At 67.1% G+C, this 20,179-nt stretch carries 20 protein-coding genes; 5 read left to right on the top strand and 15 right to left on the bottom strand.

Annotated features, from left to right (window positions below; translation table 11 throughout):
• Positions 1-72: 72 nt before the first annotated feature.
• Together DSM104443_RS15845 and DSM104443_RS15840 are read right to left on the bottom strand one after the other, a co-directional pair.
• On the bottom strand, positions 73-582 hold the full coding sequence (locus DSM104443_RS15845) for a BON domain-containing protein (protein WP_171093920.1): 510 nt from the start codon (positions 580-582) through the stop codon (positions 73-75).
• A gap of 100 nt (positions 583-682) precedes the next feature.
• The gene (locus DSM104443_RS15840; protein ID WP_171093918.1) at positions 683-3,403 is read right to left on the bottom strand and encodes a TonB-dependent receptor plug domain-containing protein; all 2,721 of its coding nucleotides are present in this window, start codon (positions 3,401-3,403) and stop codon (positions 683-685) included.
• A gap of 199 nt (positions 3,404-3,602) precedes the next feature.
• Between DSM104443_RS15840 and DSM104443_RS15835 the strand changes: the two genes are divergently transcribed.
• Both DSM104443_RS15835 and DSM104443_RS15830 read left to right on the top strand, forming a co-directional pair.
• Positions 3,603-4,535, top strand: coding sequence for a ketopantoate reductase family protein (locus DSM104443_RS15835; RefSeq protein ID WP_212756730.1), 933 nt, complete (start codon positions 3,603-3,605; stop codon positions 4,533-4,535).
• Positions 4,532-5,626, top strand: a complete 1,095-nt coding sequence (locus DSM104443_RS15830) for an enolase C-terminal domain-like protein (RefSeq protein WP_171093916.1) — start codon at positions 4,532-4,534, stop codon at positions 5,624-5,626. The genes DSM104443_RS15835 and DSM104443_RS15830 overlap by 4 nt, the downstream gene beginning before the upstream one ends.
• Here DSM104443_RS15830 and DSM104443_RS15825 read toward each other — a convergent pair.
• Positions 5,619-6,659 (bottom strand): SH3 domain-containing protein, encoded by a 1,041-nt coding sequence (locus DSM104443_RS15825; protein WP_171093914.1) that lies wholly within the window; start codon positions 6,657-6,659, stop codon positions 5,619-5,621. The genes DSM104443_RS15830 and DSM104443_RS15825 overlap by 8 nt on opposite strands.
• A gap of 75 nt (positions 6,660-6,734) precedes the next feature.
• On the opposite strand from DSM104443_RS15825, the gene DSM104443_RS15820 reads away from it, so the two are divergent.
• Positions 6,735-8,291 carry an alpha/beta hydrolase gene (locus tag DSM104443_RS15820; protein ID WP_171093913.1) on the top strand — a complete coding sequence of 519 codons (1,557 nt, stop codon included), beginning with the start codon at positions 6,735-6,737 and terminating at the stop codon, positions 8,289-8,291.
• Positions 8,292-8,360: 69 nt separating this feature from the next.
• Positions 8,361-9,275, top strand: a complete 915-nt coding sequence (locus DSM104443_RS15815) for a VTT domain-containing protein (RefSeq protein ID WP_171093911.1) — start codon at positions 8,361-8,363, stop codon at positions 9,273-9,275.
• A 74-nt stretch (positions 9,276-9,349) separates the two neighbouring features.
• On the opposite strand, the gene DSM104443_RS15810 is transcribed toward DSM104443_RS15815, so the two are convergent.
• The 9 genes from DSM104443_RS15810 to DSM104443_RS15770 all read right to left on the bottom strand — a co-directional run bounded on the left by DSM104443_RS15810 (position 9,350) and on the right by DSM104443_RS15770 (position 17,408).
• A complete protein-coding gene (locus tag DSM104443_RS15810) occupies positions 9,350-10,561 on the bottom strand; it encodes an ArgE/DapE family deacylase (RefSeq protein WP_171093909.1) in 1,212 nt (403 codons plus the stop codon).
• Positions 10,558-11,781 carry an allantoate amidohydrolase gene (locus DSM104443_RS15805; protein WP_171093907.1) on the bottom strand — a complete coding sequence of 408 codons (1,224 nt, stop codon included), beginning with the start codon at positions 11,779-11,781 and terminating at the stop codon, positions 10,558-10,560. The genes DSM104443_RS15810 and DSM104443_RS15805 overlap by 4 nt, the downstream gene beginning before the upstream one ends.
• Positions 11,778-12,506 carry an amino acid ABC transporter ATP-binding protein gene (locus DSM104443_RS15800; RefSeq protein ID WP_171093904.1) on the bottom strand — a complete coding sequence of 243 codons (729 nt, stop codon included), beginning with the start codon at positions 12,504-12,506 and terminating at the stop codon, positions 11,778-11,780. The genes DSM104443_RS15805 and DSM104443_RS15800 overlap by 4 nt, the downstream gene beginning before the upstream one ends.
• The gene (locus DSM104443_RS15795; protein WP_171093902.1) at positions 12,487-13,143 is read right to left on the bottom strand and encodes an amino acid ABC transporter permease; all 657 of its coding nucleotides are present in this window, start codon (positions 13,141-13,143) and stop codon (positions 12,487-12,489) included. The genes DSM104443_RS15800 and DSM104443_RS15795 overlap by 20 nt, the downstream gene beginning before the upstream one ends.
• Positions 13,140-13,814 carry an amino acid ABC transporter permease gene (locus tag DSM104443_RS15790; protein ID WP_171093900.1) on the bottom strand — a complete coding sequence of 225 codons (675 nt, stop codon included), beginning with the start codon at positions 13,812-13,814 and terminating at the stop codon, positions 13,140-13,142. Before DSM104443_RS15790 ends, DSM104443_RS15795 begins: the two co-directional genes overlap by 4 nt.
• Positions 13,815-13,824: 10 nt before the next feature.
• On the bottom strand, positions 13,825-14,601 hold the full coding sequence (locus tag DSM104443_RS15785) for a transporter substrate-binding domain-containing protein (protein ID WP_171093898.1): 777 nt from the start codon (positions 14,599-14,601) through the stop codon (positions 13,825-13,827).
• Positions 14,598-15,329 (bottom strand): GntR family transcriptional regulator, encoded by a 732-nt coding sequence (locus tag DSM104443_RS15780; protein ID WP_171093896.1) that lies wholly within the window; start codon positions 15,327-15,329, stop codon positions 14,598-14,600. The genes DSM104443_RS15785 and DSM104443_RS15780 overlap by 4 nt, the downstream gene beginning before the upstream one ends.
• Before the next feature lie 98 nt (positions 15,330-15,427).
• Positions 15,428-17,173: a DEAD/DEAH box helicase gene (locus DSM104443_RS15775; protein ID WP_171093894.1), complete on the bottom strand. Its 1,746-nt coding sequence runs from the start codon at positions 17,171-17,173 to the stop codon at positions 15,428-15,430.
• Positions 17,174-17,216: 43 nt separating this feature from the next.
• Complete coding sequence (locus tag DSM104443_RS15770) at positions 17,217-17,408, bottom strand: hypothetical protein (protein WP_171093892.1); 192 nt, start codon at positions 17,406-17,408, stop codon at positions 17,217-17,219.
• Positions 17,409-17,548: 140 nt separating this feature from the next.
• Here DSM104443_RS15770 and DSM104443_RS15765 point away from each other — a divergent pair, with 140 nt between their 5' ends.
• Entirely contained in the window at positions 17,549-17,986 is a 438-nt protein-coding gene (locus DSM104443_RS15765; protein WP_171093890.1) for an organic hydroperoxide resistance protein, read from the top strand.
• Here DSM104443_RS15765 and DSM104443_RS15760 read toward each other — a convergent pair.
• From DSM104443_RS15760 to DSM104443_RS15750, 3 genes are all read right to left on the bottom strand, one after another.
• Positions 17,967-18,866, bottom strand: coding sequence for a DMT family transporter (locus DSM104443_RS15760; RefSeq protein ID WP_212756728.1), 900 nt, complete (start codon positions 18,864-18,866; stop codon positions 17,967-17,969). The two genes, DSM104443_RS15765 and DSM104443_RS15760, sit on opposite strands and share 20 nt — an antisense overlap.
• Positions 18,867-18,911: 45 nt before the next feature.
• The gene (locus DSM104443_RS15755) at positions 18,912-19,103 is read right to left on the bottom strand and encodes a hypothetical protein (RefSeq protein WP_171093888.1); all 192 of its coding nucleotides are present in this window, start codon (positions 19,101-19,103) and stop codon (positions 18,912-18,914) included.
• 64 nt (positions 19,104-19,167) lie between these two features.
• On the bottom strand, positions 19,168-20,109 hold the full coding sequence (locus DSM104443_RS15750; protein ID WP_171093887.1) for a LysR substrate-binding domain-containing protein: 942 nt from the start codon (positions 20,107-20,109) through the stop codon (positions 19,168-19,170).
• Between the last annotated feature and the right edge of the window lie 70 nt (positions 20,110-20,179).

Here is a 20,179-nt window from a genome sequence, read left to right as displayed (position 1 = left end):
CAAAGAGAAGGGCCCCGAGATGCGGGGCCCTGTGCTGCCTTGCTTCTGCTTACAGCAACTGCTCTTCGGTCCTTAGTACGACCCGCCGATTCGGCCGCGGACGTCGTTCTGCACGTACTTCACGCCTTCCACGCTGCCGGCATAGCGGCCCGCGCGATACGCCTGCGCCGAGGTCGACGTATAGCCGGTGAGCGTCACGACGGCGTCCTTCGATTCCACGCCGATTTTCCCGGAGATGTTCGGGGAGGCCGCGAGCTTGTCCATCACGTCCGACTGGATCCGCTCGTCGAGCGTCATCCGTCGATCCTCAATGGTGATGGGCGTCGAGGGAACGTTGAGCAGCGGTGCGCTTTCGGCCGGGGTCGCCGGCGTCGTCACGACCGTTTCGTTCGTCGTCAGGCTCTCGACCGGCGCAACGGGCTCGATCGTCGTGGTCGTCGTGGTGGTCACGACGGTCTCGGTCGGCGCAACGACGGTGTCGCTATGGGCCGACACGTACTCGTTCGTCGCGTAAGCCGTCGCGGTGACGGCGGCGAGGGCAGCGACCAGTGCAGCGTTGCGGATCTTGAGGTGAGTCTTCATGTTGTTCGCTCCATGAGTGAAATGGGATACGCAGTGGTTCGAACCTGCGTATCCCCGGGAGTTCCAACCAAGACTTACACCCTTTGTCGCCGATCGGAGACTACTTGAACTTGTAGCTCACGTTCGCCGTGTAGTAGCGGCCGAGCGCGTTGTGGAACTGTGCGTTGAAGCCTTGTGCCGTCGTCACTTCGAAGTTCGGATCGAACGGCGCGGCCTTGTCCGCGAGGTTGCGCACGAGCAGGCCCAGCGTGAGGCCGCGAATGCCGGTCCACACCACGCCCACATCCACGGTCGTCCAAGGCTTCACGCGGCAATCCAGGTCCACGAGCTGGCCCGGCGTGAAGAAGCAACCGCCGCCCTGGTCCGCCGGACCATTCTGTCCGTCGAACCATCCGCGCACGTAGTTCACGCGGCCGGTGAACGCCCACGGTCCGTACGTCCACGTCGAGCTCAGGTTGCCCTTGAAGCGCGGCAACGCGTCCGAGGGGCCACCGAGGGAACCGGCCTGGTCGAGGATCGGATCGGTCGGCGCCACCGCGTACTTGTAGTGCGCGAGGTACGTCCCTCCGAGCGTCGTGACGACCTTGCCCAGCTCGCCCGGGCGCGCGGTCCAGCTGAAGTCGACGTCCACGCCGTCCACCTCGGTCGTGGCCAGGTTGAAGAACTGGCGCAGCACCGCGAAGATCGGCCCGGAGTTGGGCACGCCCGGCAGCCACGTCGCCGGGTTCGGGTCGCGAACGATGGCCTGCGGGAACTGCGCCTCGCGCGCGAGCAGGTAGGCCGCGGAGAAGCGATCGATCTGGTCCTTCCTCTTGATGCGCCAGTAGTCGACCGTGGCGGAGAGATCGCGCGTCGGCTGGATGATGAAGCCCAGGTTGTAGTTGTCCGACTTCTCGGGCTTCAGGTCCGGGTTCGCGCGGATGTACGACGCGAACGACGTCGCGCAGTCGCGCAGGTTGGCGTCGAACACCGGGCAGCGGATCGGATCGCGAACGCCGTTGTTGAACGCCTGCACGCTCGATTCCGAGATCTGCGTGAGCGCCGGCGCGCGGAATCCCTTCGCATACGTGCCGCGCAATGCGAGGAATTCCCAGGGCGTGTACTTCACGCCGAACTTCGGCGTCGTCGCGTTACCGAAGTCGCTGTAGTGCTCGGTACGGATCGCCGCGCTCGCCTCGAGGTTCTTCAGCACGGGGAACGAGAGCTCGGCGTAGAGCGCCTCCACCGTGCGGTCGCCGTTTGCCGACGACGTGCCGCGGCCCACGATGTCGCCGGCCACGATCTTCGGGTCCGACGTGATCTGGAGCTCCTCCTTGCGAACCTCCACGCCCACGGCGAGGGAGAGCGGACCGCCGGCCATCGGCATCAGCTCGCGGCTGCCTCGCAGGTCCCAGCTCGTCACCGACGATTCGCCCACTTCCTTGAAGCTGGTGGAGATCTGGCTGATGACGTCCGGGCTGTTCTGCCGGCCGTCGAAACGGTAGCTCGCGCTGTTCATCGCGGCCTGCAAGCCGGGGAAGAAGAGATAGCCGCCGTTCACGTCCTCGCGCTCGTTCTTGTTGTAGAGGAACGCGGTCTCGTAGTCCCAGGCCCCGAAGACGCCCTTCACGCCGACGAGGAACCGCGACGTGTCGTTGGTCTGGCTGTCGGTGCGTCGTCCCACGTCGGAGAACGTGTACGCCGCGGCCACCGGGACGGTGGTCGGGTTGTCGGGGTGGCCCACCGGGAGGATCAGCCGGTATTGGCGCAGGTTGCCTTCCGCGGTGCCCCAGACGGAGATCCCGCTGTTGAACGCCGCCGGCGTGCTGAAGTAGTCCGTCTTCACGCGCGAGAACAGGAACTCGGCGAAGGCCGTGTGGTTGGCGGTGAGCGCCAGCGACCCGCGCAGGTACGCGTCGGTGCGGTCCTGGTCGAAGATGATGTTCACGTCCTTGTACGAGTCGTAGCGGCAGCGCGCGGCGATGACCTGCTCCGGCGGGCAGTGGCTGTCGATCCCGACGAAGGTGGCGAAGTTGCCGTTGCCCAGCACGTTCTCGCGGAAGTAGTTGGCCGGGAACCCGTTGGTCGATTGCGTCGTGCGCCAGCCGCCCCGGCTCGCGAGGTCTTCGGCCGGGACGTTGGTGAGCTCCTTGATGGTCACCGGATCGCGGTGGTAGGCCTCGAAGCTGCCGAGGATGTTGAAGCCCTGCTTCGCGAGCGTGCCGTAGCCCGCGGTCACGCTGGCGCGGTAGGTGCCGAACTCGCTCTGCTCGTTCTGGCCGATGCTGGCCGATACCTCGGCGCCGTCGTAGTCGCTGCGAAGGATGATGTTCACCACCCCCGCCAGTGCGTCCGAGCCGTAGATCGCCGAGGCGCCGTCCTTGAGGATCTCGATCCGCTCGATGGCATCGACCGGAATCGCGTTGAGGTTGTAGACGGTCGAGTTGCCGGTGTTCGGGTCGGCGTAGGCGGACGGCGTCATGCGCCGGCCATTCAGCAGCACGAGCGTGGAAGCCGAACCGAGGCCGCGCAGGGAAACCGTCTGCGCGCCGCCCGAGAAGCTGTTGGCGGACATGTCGAGCTGGCTGCCGGCGCTTACCGCGGGAACATTGCGCAACAATTCAGCAATGTCCCGTTGGCCGCTCTGCTGGATCTGCTCGCGCGTGATGGTCACGACGGGCGAGGGGGTCTCTGAGTCGACGCGCTTGATGTTGGACCCCGTGACCTGGATCTTCTCGGTCGTTTGTGCGACCTGCTGTGCGTGGGCTGCGCTGGCGGCCATGGCGACGGCAAAGCCGTGCGCGAGCGCCCTCGTGAGGCGCTTCCTGTTCATCGTCTTCATGGGTCTCCCGATTTGTGGCGTTGTGTTGTGAGATGAGATGCCGGCCCAGACTAACGGGCAGAAATCGGGAGGCAAGAAACATTGCGTCACCGAATGACGCATTTATTTCGGTAGATGGCGCGCGGTCGAAAGGATTGAGACCTCCGGAGCGACTCACACGGGACCCGCCGTTATAAGGTGGACCCTCGAAAGGAAGGCAATGACTCAACCTTTGAAGATCGCGGTCATGGGCTCGGGCGGCCTCGGCGGCTACTTCGGTGCTCGCTTGGCGAACGGCGGCGCGGATGTGCATTTCGTCGCTCGCGGGGCGCACTTGCAGGCGATGCGCTCCGACGGACTTCGCATCGAGGGCCCCGAGCCGATCCACCTCCCGCGAGTGAGCGCCACCGACGATCCTGCGACGATCGGCCTGTCCGATGTCGTGATGCTGGGCGTGAAGCTGTGGGACACCGATTCGGCCCTGGCGCAGATCCGCCCGCTGGTCGGTCCGGATACCGCGATCATCTCGTTCCAGAACGGCGTGCTGAAGGATCAATACCTGCGAGCCGCGTTCGACGCGAAGAACATCATGGGCGGCGTCGGCTATGTCGCCACCGCGATCGACCGTCCTGGCGTGATCAAGCAGACGGGCCCGATGCAGCGCCTCCTCTTCGGCGAGTTCGACGGCTCGCGCTCGCCGCGCGGGGAAAGGCTGCTCGAAGCGTGTCTCGCGGGCGGCATCAAGGCCGAGCTGTCGGGCGACATCCGGCGGGAGATCTGGCAGAAGTACGTCTTCCTGGTCGGGCTCTCCGGCACCACGGCCACGATCCGCAAGCCCATCGGCCCGATTCGCGAGAACCCCCAGACGCGGGCCTTCCTGCACGACGTGATGCGCGAGGTCGTGGCCGTCGGGCGTGCGCACGGCGTGGATCTTCCCGAGGATTTCGCCGCGAATCGCCTGGAGTTCGTCGATACGGTTTCGAAGGACATGACGGCGTCGATGCACCACGACCTCGAACGCGGCAACCGGCTCGAGGTGCGCTGGCTCTCGGGCGGTGTCGTGGAGCTGGGCCTCGAGAAGGGCGTACCGACGCCGCTGAACCGCGCGATCAGCGACATCCTGGCGCTTCACGCCGGCGGCAAGGCCGCATGACGCACCCGGCGCTCACGCTTCGAGGCGTTCGCACCGTCGCGGTGGAAGTGCCGATGCGCTACGTGCTGGGAACGAGTGCCGCCACCGTGCGGGCGGCTCCGTTGCTCCTCGTCGATGTCGAGACGGAGCAAGGCGTAACCGGTCGAACGTACATCTTCTGCTACCGGAAGAGTGGCGCGCGGGCCATTGCGGGCGTTCTCCAGGAGGCGGCGGAGCTCGTGGCAGGTTCGCCGGTGGATCCTTCCGCGCTGGGCGCGTTGCTCGAACGGCGCTACGCGCTGCTCGGCGTCAGCGGTGTCGTACGCATGGCGCTGTCCGCCTTTGATGCGGCGCTGTGGGATGCGCTGTCGGTTGCGGCCGGTGTTCCGCTCGCGACGTTCCTCGGAGCGTCACCGCGGCCCATTGCCGCGTACAACTCCTGCGGCCTGGGCTTGATGGACAAGGATGCGGTCGCCGACGAGGCGGAGCAGCTCCTCGAGAACGGATTCACGGCGCTCAAGCTGCGGCTCGGCCATGCACGGCTCGAAGACGATCTCGCCGTCACCCACGCCGTGAAGAAGCGGCTGCCCGCCGGCGTGCAGATCATGGTCGACTACAACCAGGCGCTCTGCGTCGAGGAGGCGCTGCTGCGTGGAAAGGCGCTGGATGGCGAGGGCCTCGCGTGGATCGAGGAGCCGATTCGCCACGACGACTACGCGGGCAACGCGAGGATCGCCGATGCGCTCTCGCTGCCGCTGCAGATCGGCGAGAACTTCAACGGTCCCCACGCGATGCGGGCCGCACTCGATGCTCAGGCGTGCGATCTCGCCATGCCGGACGTCGCGCGGATCGGCGGTGTCACGGGCTGGATGCAGGCCGCGAAGATCGCCTCCGCCCGGGGCACGCCGATCAGCTCGCATTTGATGCCGGAGCTGAGCGCGCACCTGCTGGCCGCATCGCCCACGTGTCACTGGCTCGAGTACGTCGATTGGGCCGACGTACTTCTGCAGGAGCCGCTTCGGATCGTGGACGGCCAGGCGATCGTCGCGAAGCTCCCCGGCGCGGGAATCACCTGGGACGCGCAGGCCGTGGAACGCTACCGGATTACTTGAAGACCAGCCGGTCCTGTCGCACGTAGCCCTCGATGGGCTTGCCGCCGAGCGTCGTTCGCACGCGCCACCAGTCGGCCTCGGCTTTTTGCGCGAGCACGGGCATGCCCGGATCGAGCTGCACGACGAGGCCGGACTGCAGCGTGGGGCCGGCGCGGACGTTGGTGCGGCCGGTTGCGACGGCGCGGGCTTGTTGCCAACCGTCGGACGGGGCTGCTTTCGTCGCGGGTGCAGGTGCCGGTGACGGAGGAGGGGGCGGCGGAGGTGTTGTCGCGGGCGCAGGGGTTGTTGCGGGCGGTGTCGAAGCGGGCACCGGCGCTTGGGCCACCTGCTTCGGCGGAGCGGGAGGCGGGGCCTTCGCGGGTGCTGCCGCTTTGGCCGGTGGTGCGGCCTTGCCTGGTGCCGGTGCCTTCGCGACGGCCGTCGCCGGCTGCGCGTACGCAGAAACCTCGCCGCAGCTCGCGAAGATCTCGTCGAGCTGCTTGTTATAGGGCGTGATTTCGAACGTCACGGCGGCGCTCGGCTGCGCCCAACCTTTCGGCAGCTCCACATCCTCCAGCACTTCGATCGACACGCATTCGCGCAACGGGAAGGCGGTGAGGCTGTGCGCGAGCACGTCGCCGATCTTGCTCACTTCCCAGCGCGGGGCGAGCAGCTCCTCCTTGATGGGCGTTGTGTCGTTCGGCGTGGCAAGGCGGCTGCACACGAGGCGCGGCAGGGTCTTGGGCCGCAGGCCGCCGGGATCGTCGGGCGACGTGGTGTTGGTGAGCTCGATCGCGATCTTGCGGCGCGTGGGATCGCAGGAGACGTACGCGCGTGAATAGACCTTCGCGTTGCCCACCGGCGTCTCGACGAGGTTCTTCAGGTAGGCAAAGCGGATCTTGCCGAGCTTGGGATGGCTCGCCTCCTGCACGTCCCATTCGAGCGGGGACGCGGCGGCGAATTGCTTGCCGAGGGTGACGGTAGCGTCCTGGGCGAGGAGGGGCAGCGATACGATGCAGCCGACTCCCATCGAAACAGCGATCCAGCGAGTCATGGCCCGATTATATTGGCGGTTGGGCGTGGAAGGAATGGTAACGTGGGCGCCACCCGATCCCCCTACGATGGCTTCATGAAGCGCCTCCTCGCGATTGCCCTGCTGGCCCTGGCCGCCGTCTTCCCGGCCGCGGCGCAGACTTTCACCGGCGCGATGTCGGGATCATGGTGGGACGCGGCCCGTGCCGGCGAAGGCCAGTTCATCACCTTCGAGACGCTCGGCACCCGAAACGTCGTCTATCTCGCGTACTTCACGTATACCGCGGACGGCCGCGCCACGTGGCAGGTGGGATCGGCGGACTATGCGGCCAACGCGACCACGGTCGAGATTCCGCTCATCACCGGCTCGGGCGCGCGCTTCGGCAACGCGTTCAACACCGGGGACGTTCGCACGGCTCCGTCCGGAACCGCGACGCTGGAGTTCGTCTCCTGCACCCGCATGCGCATGCGCCACACCGCGATCGCGGGCCTGGTGCTCGACCTCACGCGCTCCGTGGGGCCGCTTGCCGGCGCGGGCTGTGGGGACAAGCCGCCCGCGGCCTCCTCGCTCACGGGCGTGGTCTCGGGCTCGTGGTGGAACGCGCAGCGAAACGGCGAGGGGCAGTTCATCACCTTCGAGACGCTGGGCAACCGCAACGTCGCGTATCTCGCGTACTTCACCTACGCCGCGGATGGCACGGCCTCGTGGCTCGTGGGCAACGCGGACTACACGATCGGCGCCCGCACCATCACCATCCCGCTGATCACCGGCTCGAACGCACGCTTCGGCACGGCATTCCGGAGCGCGGACGTGCAGACGACGAGCGCGGGCACGGCCACGCTCGAGCTCACGTCGTGCTCGACGCTGCGCCTGAGCTACACGGGCGCCGCGCAGACGTTTGCTCATGACATCACGCGCCTCGTCGGGCCGCTCACGGGCCTGGGGTGCACCGATGGCATCGTCACGGCGTCTCCGCTTGCCAACGAAGTCCACACCGATCAGTACGCCTCGACGTTCACCGGCTTCACGTATCCGATCTCGATCTCGTTCCCGCCGGGCTATGTGCCGGGCAGCGCGAACCATCCCGTCATCTATTCGGCGGATTCCGAATTCCTTTTCCAGATCCTCGTCGGCACGGTGCGTGAGCGCGGCTACAACGCGATCGTGGTGTCCGTCGGCAACGGCGGATCGGACCGGCGCTTCGTCGACTACGTGAGCCCGGGCTGGAACGACTATTTTCGTTTTCTCAAGCTCGAGCTCATGCCGTTCATCGAGACGCGCTTCCGGGTGGACCGCACGCGGCGCACGTTCGTGGGCTACTCGCTCTCCGGCTCGCTGGCCGGCGTGGTGATGCTGATGGACGATCCCGCCGACCGCCGCTTCGGGAGCTTCATCTCGATCGACGGCTCGTTCTGGAACCAGACGGCCACCATCAACGGCTTCGAGGACGAGCTCTTCGCGCGGACGCACGCGCTGCCCGTGTCGATGTATCTCGCCGCGGCCGAGAACCGCGCGTCGATCGCGAATTTCCGCGCGCGCCTCGACTTGCGCAGCTACACGGGCCTGCGCGTGAACCTGCACGACTACGCCCTCAGCCACGCCGCCGTCGTCCTGCCCGCCATCCAGGACGGCCTCGCCTTCACCTTCCCGTAAATTAATTGGGGTCAGACTCCCATTTCGGAATGGGAGTCTGACCCCAATTAATTGGTCGTAGACTGGGTCATGGATCTTGTCGACCTTGTCACCCGCTGGGGCGTTCCTCTTATTGTCATCGCGGTCCTCCTGGAGCAGGGCGGCCTGCCGCTGCCCGCCGCGCCGCTCCTTGTCGTCTCCGGAGCGCTCGCGGACGTTGGAACGATGCGGGCGGACGTTCTCCTCGGCGCGGCGGTGTTCGCCTGCCTGATGGCCGACCACGTCTGGTTCTGGCTGGGGCGGTCGCACGGGCGGCGCGTGTTGGCGACCGTCTGCCGGATGTCCCTCTCCCCGGACACGTGCGTCCGCCAGACCGACGACCTGATACGACGGCACGGCGCTCCGTTGTTGCTCGTCGCGAAATTCATCCCGGGCGTATCGGCCGTCGCCATCCCGTCCTCCGCGGCCTCGGGCCTTTCCTACCGGCGCTTCGTCGTTTTCGACGTGCTGGGAGCATTCGCCTGGTCGGGGGCCTACCTCGGCGCGGGCATGATCTTCAGCCGCGAGGTGAACCGCCTGCTGGACCGGATGAGCGTCATCGGCTCGTGGTCCCTCGTGATCTTCGGGGCGGCGATCGGCCTCTATGTGGTGGCGAAAGTTCTCCAGCGGCGGCGGCTGAAGCGCCTGCACCGCCTGGTGCGCATCTCGCCGGAGGAGGCCTCGAAGTTGCTGGATGACGAGCCCGACGCCTTGATCGTCGACGCACGCTCACAGCTCGCCCGGGAGCAGGACACGCGTGCATTCCGCCGCTCCGTCGTCCTCGGCGATCGCACCATCGTGGAAATCGTCCCGCTGGAGCAGCGCGGCCGCACCATCGTCACCTTCTGCACCTGCCCCAACGAGGCCAGCGCAGCGCTCCTGGCCGAGCAGCTGATCAAGGCCGGCTACGAGCGCGTCCGCGTGCTCACCGGCGGGGAAGAGGCCCTCCGGCGGCTGGCGAGCTAGCCAGGATCGAATTAATTGGGGTCAGACTCCCATTCGGAAATGGGAGTCTGACCCCAGTTTATTTTGACCCCAGTTTATTTCAGCAGGGCGGCGAGGGCGCCGGCGATGACTTTGGTGGCTTTTCGGAGGTCTTCGAGGACCAGGTTCTCGTCGGCGCGCTTCGCGTTGGCTTCGAGGATGGTGCGCGGGCCGGCGCCGAAGAGCACGATCGGTACGCCCGATTCTCCGTAGAGGCGCGCGTCGGTGTATAGCGGCACGCCGACCGCCGGCGGCTCGGCGCCGAACACGCGCGCACCCTCAGCCTGCAGTGCCTTCACGAGTGCCTCGTGGCCCGGCCGCGGCGTGAGCGCGCGGGCCAGCATCAGGCGGCGGATGTCCACGCGGACCTTCGGATGCGAAGACTGGGCGTGGAAGATGGTCTCCCGCAGGGCCTTCTCCACCGCGTCCGGATCCTCTTCGGGAATCATCCGGCGATCGAGCGAGAAGCGCACCTTGTCGGGGACCACATTGGTGTTGATGCCGCCTTCGATCTTGCCGACGTTGATCGTGGGCGAGCCGATGCCCGTCACCTTCGACTGGACGACGGAGAAGCCCTCGCGCAGCACGTAGAGCGCCTGGATGATATCCACCGCCGCCTCGAGCGCATCCACGCCCGTCTCCGGCATCGCGGCGTGGGCCGCCTCGCCCCGCACGGTGATCTCCAGGTGCAACGCTCCGTTGTGCGCCGTCACCACCGCATACGAGAAGCCCGCGCCGATCGCGAGATCCGGCTTGCTGATGCCGTGCGCGAGCAGCCAGCCGGGACCCAGCTCGCCACCCATCTCCTCGTCGTAGGTGAAGTGGAGCTCGACGGTGCCCGCCGTGTGGCCGGCGCGCTTCAATGCATCGAGCGCGAAGGTGTACGTGGCGAAGTCGGACTTCGACACCGCGACGCCGCGGCCGTACATGCGCCCCTTGTCCACGACGCCTTCGTACGGGCCCTTGGTCCAGCCATCGCCCGGCGGCACGACGTCACCATGCGCATTCAGCGCGATCACGGGGCCGGGGCCGAAGCGATGGCGCACCACGAGGTTGGTCACGGACTTCATGCCGCGCTTGGCGACGAGATCGGCCGGGACGACGTGGCGCTCGACCGCGAAGCCCATCTTCTCCAGCAGCTTCGCGGTGCCCTCCGCGTGGCCCGCGTTGTCGCCGGGCGGCGTATCGCTGGGCATGCGCACCAGCTCGCGCAGGAAGGCGACGGATTCTTCGAAGCGCGCGTCGACGAGCGCGTCCAGTTGAGTCATGGCCGGAAGTTCTCCAGGAAATGCAGCAGCACCGAGGTCGCGATCTCCGCATCCTCGGCGGTCATGGTTTCGAGCGGGTTGTGGCTGATGCCGCCGGCGCCGCAGCGCACGAAGAGCATCGCCATCGGTGCGATGTGCGCGAGCTCCATCGCGTCGTGGCCCGCCCCGCTGGGCAGGTGGCGCACCTTCACGCCGTGCGCCGCGATGCTCGAGGCCAACGCGGATTGCAGGCCCGCATCGCACGGCATCGCCTTCATCTCGAAGAACGGCTCCCACGCGAGCGTCACGCCGCGGCGCCGCGCGATCTCGTGCAGGTGGCTCTCGAGATCCGCCATCGCCCGCCGGCGCACGGTGTCCTCCCCCGAGCGCAGGTCCACGGTGAACTCCACCGAGCCGGGGATCACGTTCACCGCGCCGCCGCCCGCGACGGCGAACTTGCCGACCGTACCCACGAGCTCCTGCGGCCGCGAGCCGCACAGGGATTCAACGGCGAGCGCCATCTCGGACGCCGCGGTGAGCGCATCGCGCCGCCCGGGCATCGGAACCGTGCCCGCATGTCCCGCCATGCCCGTCACGCGCGCCCGCGCCCGGCCCGCCCCCGCGATCGATGTCACCACGCCGACGGGCAGCCCTTCATCCAGCAATACGGGCCCCTGCTCGATGTGCGACTCGACGAAGGCGGCGAGGCCCTTCCTCTGCAGCGACGGAATTACATCGGGATCGCCCCCGAAAGCGATGAGCGCATCGCGAAGCGTCACCCCATCGCGATCGCGCGCCTCCAGCATGGAAGGCTCGAATCGCCCCGCCAGCGCACGGCTGCCGATCAACGTCACGCCGAACCGCACGCCTTCCTCGTCGCAAAACGCGACCACCTCGAAAGCAAACGGCAGCCGCCTCCCACGGGCATGGAGGTCTCGCACGCAAGCAATGGCCGTGAGGATTCCGAAGATCCCGTCATACCGTCCGGCATCGACGACCGTATCCATGTGCGAGCCGGTAGCGACCGCGGGCGCATCGGGACGATCCCCGGCATAGCGGCCGACCACGTTGCCCAGCGCATCGAAGCCTGCCTCCATTCCCGCCTCGCGCATCCACACCGCGATCTGTTCGCCTGCTTCCCGATGGCGCGGCGTGAGGTAGGTGCGCGTGAGGCGGCCTTCGTCTTCGCTGAAGGACGCGAGCCGGTCGGCCTGCGCGAGGATCCGCGTGCCGAACTTCAATTCAGCTGGCCGAGGAACTGCTGGAGCTCGGGCGTCTTCGGGTTGGCGAACACATCCTCCGGCGGCCCGATCTCGTGGACTTTTCCGAGGTGCATGAAGATGACCCGATCACAGACATCGCGCGCAAATCGCATCTCGTGCGTGACCATCGCGAGCGTCATGCCGTCGGCGGCGAGGCTCTTCACCACTTGCAGCACTTCGTTCACGAGCTCCGGATCGAGCGCCGAGGTGATCTCGTCGCACAGCAGCGCCCGCGGCTCCATCGCCAATGCCCGTGCGATCGCCACCCGTTGCTGCTGGCCACCCGACAACTGGTCCGGGAAGGCATCGAACTTGTGCCCCAGCCCGACGCGGTCCAGCACCTTCTGCGCCGTGGTCTTCGCTTCAGCCTCCGACGTCCCCTTCACGATCATCGGCGCCAGCATGACGTTGCGCCCGGCGGAAAGATGCGGAAAGAGATTGAACTGCTGGAAGATCATGCCGACCCGCAGCCGAAGCGTGCGGAGGTCCGTCTCGTCTTGCGTGACGGGCGTGTTCTCCACCGTGATCTTCCCCGACTGGTAGGCCTCGAGCCCGTTCAGGCAGCGCAGCAGCGTGCTCTTGCCCGAGCCGCTCTTGCCGATGATGGCCACGACCTCGCCCGCTTCGATGGAGAGGTCGATGCCCTTCAGCACTTCGTTGGTGCCGAAGCGCTTGTGCAACCCTTCAATGGAGATGAGAGCCACCGAGCTTCCTTTCGAGGCGCCGGCTCCAGGCCGACAGCGGCCAGCAGAGCGCGAAATAGAGGAGGGCCGTCACCGCATACACGGTGAACGGCTTGAAGGTCGCGTTGGTGATCATCGTGCTCGCCTTCGAGAGCTCGACGAAGCCGATGATCGAGGCGAGCGCCGTGCCCTTCACGACCTGCACGGAGAACCCGATCGTCGGCGCGATGGTCACGCGCAACGCCTGCGGCAGGATCACGTAGCGCATCTGCTGCAGGTAGCCCATCGCGAGGCTCGCCGACGCTTCCCATTGCCCGCGCGGGATCGACTCCACGCAGCCGCGCCAGATCTCGGCGAGGAACGCCGCGGTCCAGAACGTGAGGGCGAGCGCCGCGGCCACCCACGGCGAGGTCTGCAGCCCCAGCAGCGAGAGGCCGAAGAACGCGAGGAAGAGCTGCATCAGCAACGGCGTGCCCTGGAAGAGCTCGATGAAGCCGATCGCCCCCACGCGCAGGCCCTTCGACTTCGACACGCGCGCGAAGAGCACCAGCAGCCCGACGATGCCGCCCAGCACGAACGCCGTGAGCGAGAGCGCGATCGTCCAGCGTGCGGCGAGCAGGAGGTTCCTCACCACGTCCCAGAGGGTGAACTCCATCATGGCGAGCGCCTCCCGAAGACGAGCCACGCACCCAGCCCGCGCATCGCCTGCCGCAGCACGATCGCGAGGACGAGATACACGCCGGTCGCCACGAAGTACACCTCGAAGGCGCGGAAGTTGCGCGACTGGATGAAGTTCGCCGCGAACGTGAGCTCCTCCACGGCGATCTGCGAGCACACCGCCGAGCCGAACATCACGATCACGAGCTGGCTCGTGAGCGCGGGCCAGATCTTCTGCAGCGCGGGCCCAAGCACCACGTGCTTGAAGACCTGCAGCCGCGACATCGCGAGGCTCGCGCCCGCCTCGAGCTGGCCGCGCGTGATCGACTCGATACCCGCGCGGATGATCTCGGTAGAGTAGGCGCCGAGGTTGAACACCATCGCGATCAGCGCCGCCTGCAGCTCGGTCAGCTTCACGCCCAGGCTCGGCAATCCGAAGAAGATGAAGAAGAGCTGGATCAGGAAGGGCGTGTTTCGCACCAGCTCGACATACGCCCCGACGATCCAATCCAGCCACGGCAGCCGGCTATAGCCGCGCGCCCAAGCCCCGAAGATTCCCACCGCGATGCCGAGCGTCCCGCCCACGCCGATCAGCGTGACCGTGAGCACGACCCCTTTCGCGAGGACGTCGGTGTACTTGAAGACGTCGACGAAATCGAACGTGTAGGCCATGGGAGTGGCCTTACAAGTCTGCCGGCAACCCCGTCCCCAGCCACTTCTGGGAGATCTTCGCGAGGCGCCCGTCGGCCTTGGCCTTGGCGATGGCGGCATCCACGGCGGCGAGCAGCTTCGGCTCGCCCTTGTTCAAGCCCACGTAGCACGGCGAGTTCTTGATGAGGAACTTCACTTCGGGGCGCTTCGGCGGGTTCCTCGCGAGGATCGCTGCGGCCACGACGTTGCCCGTCGCGATGACGTCGACCTGCCCCGAGAGGAAGGCGGAGATCGTGCCGTTGTTGTCCTCGTAGCGCTTCACCGTGGCCGAGGCCGGGATGATCTTCGTGAGCTCGAGGTCTTCCACCGAGCCGCGCGTCACGCCGACCGACTTGCCCGCGAGCTCCTCGACCTTGGTGACCTTCTGGTCCGCCGCGCCGAAGACGCCGTTGTAGAAGGGCGCGTAGGCCGTCGAGAAATCGATGACCTTCTCGCGGTCCGGATTCTTGCCGAGGCTCGAGATGACGAGGTCGACCTTCTTCGTCGTGAGGTACGGGATGCGGTTGGCGCTCGTGACCGGCACCAGCTCCACCTTCACGCCGAGGTCCTTGGCGAGCATCTCGGCGACGTCGATGTCGTAGCCGAGCGGCTTGAGATCGGGGCCGACGGTGCCGAAGGGCGGGAAGTCCTGCGGGACGGCGACCTTGAGGACGCCGGCTTTCTTGACGTCGTCCAACTCGGCGCGGGCGGGGAGTGTGGCGAGCGTGGCCGCGGCCACCAATGCGACGGCGATGTGTGCGAGCTTCATGAGCGAGTCTCCTGGGCTGGGGATTTCGGGAGTCTCTTCCTGCCGAGGGGCTGCTCGTGAGCGGCGACGGGCTTCAGGGCCTCGCGCAGCTTCTCTAATGGGTCGGGTGCCGCGGATACGTCGATGCCGGCTTCCACCGCGCCGATATGGGCGCGCATCAGGCGCTCGGCGCGGGCCATCTCGCCCTTGGCGAGCGCCGCGACGATCTCCTCGTGCTCGCGGCACGATTGCTCCGCCTGGTGCGTGGACTGGTACAGCATCGAGATCAAAGTGGTTCGTGCCGTGAGGTCGCGCAGCGTGTCGGCGAGCAGCGAGTTGCCGAGCGTCTCGGCCAGGCACACGTGGAAATCGCCGAGGAGGTAGCTGCGCGTGCCGACGTCGCCGGACTTGATCGCCTGCTTCTCCTTGAAGATGTGGCCGCGCAGGCGCTTGAGGCTTGCCGGCGGGAGGGATTTCAACTGGCGCAGCAGCCCCGTCTCGATCACCTGTCGGGCTTCGAAGGCTTCGCGCGCTTCCGCCTCCGAGGGCTGCAGCACGAACCAGCCGCGCCGGGCGTTGACGGTGACGATGCCGCGGGCGGCGAGGCGCATCAGCGCCTCCCGCACCAGCGTGCGGCTCACCTTGAAGAGGTCTGCGAGGGGTTGTTCGCCCAGCCGCGAGCCGGGCGCGAGCTTCTCCGAGAGGATCGCTTCGACGATGCGCTGCGCGATTTCGGGAGAGGTAGGCATGGGAGTCTCGAACCCATGCTACCGCACACTTCCGTTGTATACAAGAAATTAGGGTCAGACCCTATTTTTCGCGGAAAGAGGGTCTGACCCTTATTCGGTCAGTCGGACTTGTCTCGGCGGACTGGGACCTTCTTGCCGCGAAGGGTGCTCTTGCCGAGGGCCTTGATCACCTGGTCGGCCGTGTCCGCCGGCACTTCCACCAGCGAGAAGCGGTCGGTGATCTGGATCGCGCCGATGAGGCTCCCCGCGACACCGGCCTCGTTGGCGATGGCGCCGACGAGATCCTGCGGACGCACGCCCGACTCGCGGCCCGCGCCGATGAAGATGCGGGTCATGTCGAGATTGGGGCCGCCCTTGCCGCGGCGCAGCGGCGAAGAGCCGTCGCTCGAGGCCTTGTCGTGCGCGCGGTACGGATGCTTGGAGGGCTTGTCGCCGCTCCACGGATTGCGCGGCGGAGGCGTCGGAACATCGACCACGTCCGGCTCGTTCTCGCTTTCACCCACCGTGGCCTGGTGATAGAGCTTCACCGCGGCCATCGCGATCTGGACGGGATCGTAGTCGCCCGAGAGCGAATCGACGGCGACGCGATAGTGCTCGTTATCGTCGGTCACCAGCGCTTCGCGCAAGGCCACCAGCGTGAGCTCGAGCTTGCGGGCCTTGAGGTCCGCCGCGGTCGGAACCTTGGCGATGTCGATCTTGTGCTTGGTGAGGCGCTCGATGTTGCGAAGCCCGTGATGCTCGCGCGGCTCGACGAACGTGATCGCGACACCTTCACGTCCCGCACGTCCGACGCGGCCGATGCGGTGCACATAAGCCTCGGGCTCCGCGGGCAGGTCGTAGTTGATGACGTGCGTGAGGCGGTCGATGTCGAGGCCGCGAGCCGCGACGTCGGTGGCGATCAGCAGCTCGGAGTCACCCGAACGCACGCGGCGCATCACTTTGTCCCGCGCCTCCTGCGTCATGCCGCCGTGCAGCGCTTCGGCCTTGTAGCCGCGCGCCGAGAGCGTCTCGGAGAGCTCGTCCACCTCGGTGCGCGTGCGGCAGAAGACGATCGCGGCGGCCGGCGACTCGAGGTCGAGCACGCGGCCGAGCGTGGTCATCTTCGACGAGCGCGGAATGAGATAAGCCTGCTGCCGGACCTTCGGCGCCTCGCCGGCCTTCACCGGCGCCTTCGCGATGCGGATCCTCACCACCGGCTCGCGCTGGTTGCGCTTGGCGATGGCTTCGATGCGCGGCGGCATCGTCGCGGAGAAGAGCACCGTCTGGCGCGTGGCCGGCGATTCCTTCAGCACCGCCTCGATGTCCTCGGCGAAGCCCATGTCGAGCATCTCGTCGGCTTCGTCGAGCACCACGATGCGCACGCCCCCCATCTGCAGGCTGCCCCGGCGCAGGTGGTCCAACGCACGGCCCGGCGTTGCGATCACGACATCCACGCCGGCTCGCATGGCGTGAAGCTGCCGGCCGATCGGCTGGCCGCCGTAAACAGGAAGCACGCGAACGCCGAGGGACTTGCCGTAGCGATGCACGGCCTCGGCCACTTGCATGGCGAGCTCGCGCGTGGGCACGAGCACGACGGCCGTCGGGCTGCCGTCGACGCGGCCCTCGTTCACGATGCGCTGCAGGATCGGCAGCGCGAACGCGGCGGTCTTTCCGGTGCCAGTGGCCGCCTGGCCGAGAAGATCCTTCCCTTCGATGAGGGGCGGGATCGTCTGCTGCTGGATGGGGGTGGGCTCTTCGTAGCCCAGCGCGGTCAGCGCGGCGACGATGCGCGGATCCAGGCCGAGGGCCTGGAAGGCGTTGTCGGGTACGGGGGGATTCGTGTCGGGTGCGGGGGATTTAGGCATCCCCCAGTTTACGCCGGGTCCCTAGAGGCCGACCTCTAAAGCCTCACTTGTGCGCGATGGAACCGTTCACGAAGACACTCACCTTCGGACGCTCGTTGCCCTGGCGATCCGGCGGCGTGCAGCTTTCCTCGCCCTCGCCGTCCGGCTTGCACGGCTTGCCGTCGCTGTGGTTCGTGTCGTGCTGGCGATCGGTGTTGGGACGCGGCTCGGTGTGGCTCTGGGGATTCGTTTCCATGGTCTTCCTCCTGCGGTGACTGATTGTTGCTGCGTTCACTGACAGTACTCCGCGCCGACGGTACCGTTCGCAGGACGAGTCCGACTCTCGTGTCGGTGAAGGTGAAGTAGACTTTGGACGTCATTCCCCGGGAGCACGCCATGGACACGATCAAGCCCCTCTACACCGCGACCGCCAGCGCCACCGGCGGCCGCAACGGCCACACGCAGTCGAGCGACGGGATGGTGAGCGTCGATCTCTCCGTGCCGAAGGAGATGGGCGGCCCCGGCAAGCCCGACACCGCCACGCCCGAGCACCTGTTCGCCGCGGGCTACGCAGCGTGTTTCGGCGGCGCGCTCGACTTCGTGGCGAAGAAGCAGAAGAAGAACGCGAGCGGCGCCACGATCACCTGCGCCGTGTCCATCGGCCCGCGTGACGGCGGCGGCTTCGGCCTTTCGGTAAAGCTTGCCGTCGAGGACAAGACGATTCCCACGGCGGAGCTCCGGGCGCTGGCGCTCGAGGCGCACGAGCAGATCTGCCCGTACTCGCACGCCACGCGCAACAACGTGCCGGTGGAAGTTACGGTGACGGGCGCGTGATGGAAGCGGGCTTGCGCGACGGCAGCGTCATCGCCACCACGCCCGCGACCACGAGACAGAGGCCGATCCACATGCTGGTCGTCGGCCGCTCGCCGAGGAAGGCGATGCCGAGCCCCACGCCGACCACGATCCGGAGGTAGGCCTGGCTCGACATCGCGATCGAGCCCACGGTCGCGAGCAGCTTGAAGTAGACGACCATCGCGAGTCCCGTCGAGAGGATCGCGCTCGCCAGCACCGCGAGCAGCGAGCGCATCGAAGGCGTCGCGTTCCACGGATGCTCCAGCAGCAACGCGAGCGGGATCATCACCGCCGCTGCGAGGAGCGTTGTCCCGGCCGCGGGCACGAGCGGTGTGACCTTCGCGAAGCGCACGCCGATCACGCCGGCGATCGCGTAGGACAGCGATCCCGCCACGCACGCCAGCTCCGCCACCGTCTTCGTGCCGACGTTCTCGAGCGCATCGAGCCCCACGATCGCGAGCACGCCGCTCAACCCGAGCACCACGCCCACGCCCTTTCGCGCCGTCACCGCTTCATGCCGCGTGATGAGCGCCGTGATGAGGAAGATGAAGATCGGCGAGAGGGAATTCAGGATCGACGCCAGCCCCGCGTCGATCTCGCGCATCGCATGCGCGACGAGGATCCACGGAATGATGCAGTTGAACGCGGACTGGATCGAAAGGGCCCGCAGCGACGCGCCCGAGCTCACGTCGGCGAAGAGGCGAATGCGCGGCCCGAGTAACGCCAGGAGAAAAAGCCCGCCCACGAGCGAGCGGATAGCGACCACCGTCATCGGCGGGATCGTCTCGACGGCGAGCTTGAGCAGCGGGTAGGAGCCGCCCCAGAGCAGGGCGAGGAGGGCGACGAGCGCGAAGGATCTCACCCGCGGGACTCTAACATCGGCCCCGCGCGCGGCTTCGGGAAGGAATTACTGCGTTTTCTTGTTCACTTCGCCCGGCGTGGCGTGCTCGGGGTTGATCGCGCCATCCGGCATGGGGTCGGGGGCTTTGTCGGCGCTTTCGAAGCTCTGCGCGGGACCGTAGGGGTTCTCGCGCGGGAAGCCGGGCGGCGGGGCTCCATTCCGGCGGTCCTTGATTCGTTTTCTGCGATAGAGGGCCATATCTTGCAGACCTGTACGGCCAAGAGATGGTTCCCGGATTCATTTGTTACAACTCGTACGGGCCTTACGCCGCGATCGCGGGCGCGCGCTTTCGTCCTACGACGACACCGAAGCGCCCCGGGCGCCGCGCGATCACCCCGTTGGGCGTGCGCGCATCGAGCTCGACGATGCGTTGCGCCAGCCGCTCGCGCAACAGCTCCACCAGGTTCATGACGGCGGGCGAACGCGCGCCCTTCGCGAGATAGAGCGAGACGTCGACGCTGCCGAGGTTCGGAAGGCCGAACTTGCGGTCGACCACTTCCAGCTCGGGCAGCAGGCCTTCCGGGGTTCGCACCGTGACACCGAGGCCGGCATTCACCGCGGCCCACACGCCGTAGAGGCTGGGCGAGGTGAGGCCGATGTTCCAGCGCACGCCCGCGGCATCGAGCTCCGCGATGGCCTTGGTGCGGAAACGGCACGGTGAGGTGAAGAGCGCGAGCGGCAGCGGCTCGCGCTTGTTCCACCCGAAGTCGCGGTGCGCGATCCACACCAGCGGCAGGTGGCCGATGCAGATCGCGTTCGCGCGCTCACCCAGGCCGAGGGCGAGCGCGAGGTCGATCTCGCCCGCATCCACTGCGTTGACGAGCTTGGTGCCGCCGTCGACGCGGATCTCGACGCCCACCTCGGGATGCGCCTTGCGGAATTGCGCGAGCACCGTGGGCATCCACGACTCGCCGAAATCCTGTGACGAGCCGAACTTCACGTCGCCGGAAACACGGGAGCGCGTGAGGGCCTGCACCGCGTCGTCATTGAGGGCGAGGATGCGCCGCGCGTAAGAGAGCAGTACATCGCCGCCTTCGGTGAGGACGAGCTTGCGCGAGTCCTTGCGAAAGAGCGCTTCGCCGGCCTGCGATTCGAGCTTGCGCATCTGCAGCGAGAGTGCGGCCTGGGTGCGGCCGACGCGCTCGGCGGCGCCCTTCAGCGTGCCGTGGTCCGCGAGGGCCACCAGCGAGCGGAGCAGGTCCATGTCCAGGTTGCGCATAAGCAGGCCTTGAGTCGATGTTGAGAAAGATTAGCTATCCTTGATTACGGCCGCA

Origin of the sequence: Usitatibacter rugosus, assembly GCF_013003965.1 — a bacterium.
Taxonomy (GTDB): domain Bacteria; phylum Pseudomonadota; class Gammaproteobacteria; order Burkholderiales; family Usitatibacteraceae; genus Usitatibacter; species Usitatibacter rugosus.
The sequence above is the reverse complement of the archived record's forward strand: the minus strand, read 5'-3'. Positions and strand labels throughout refer to the sequence as shown.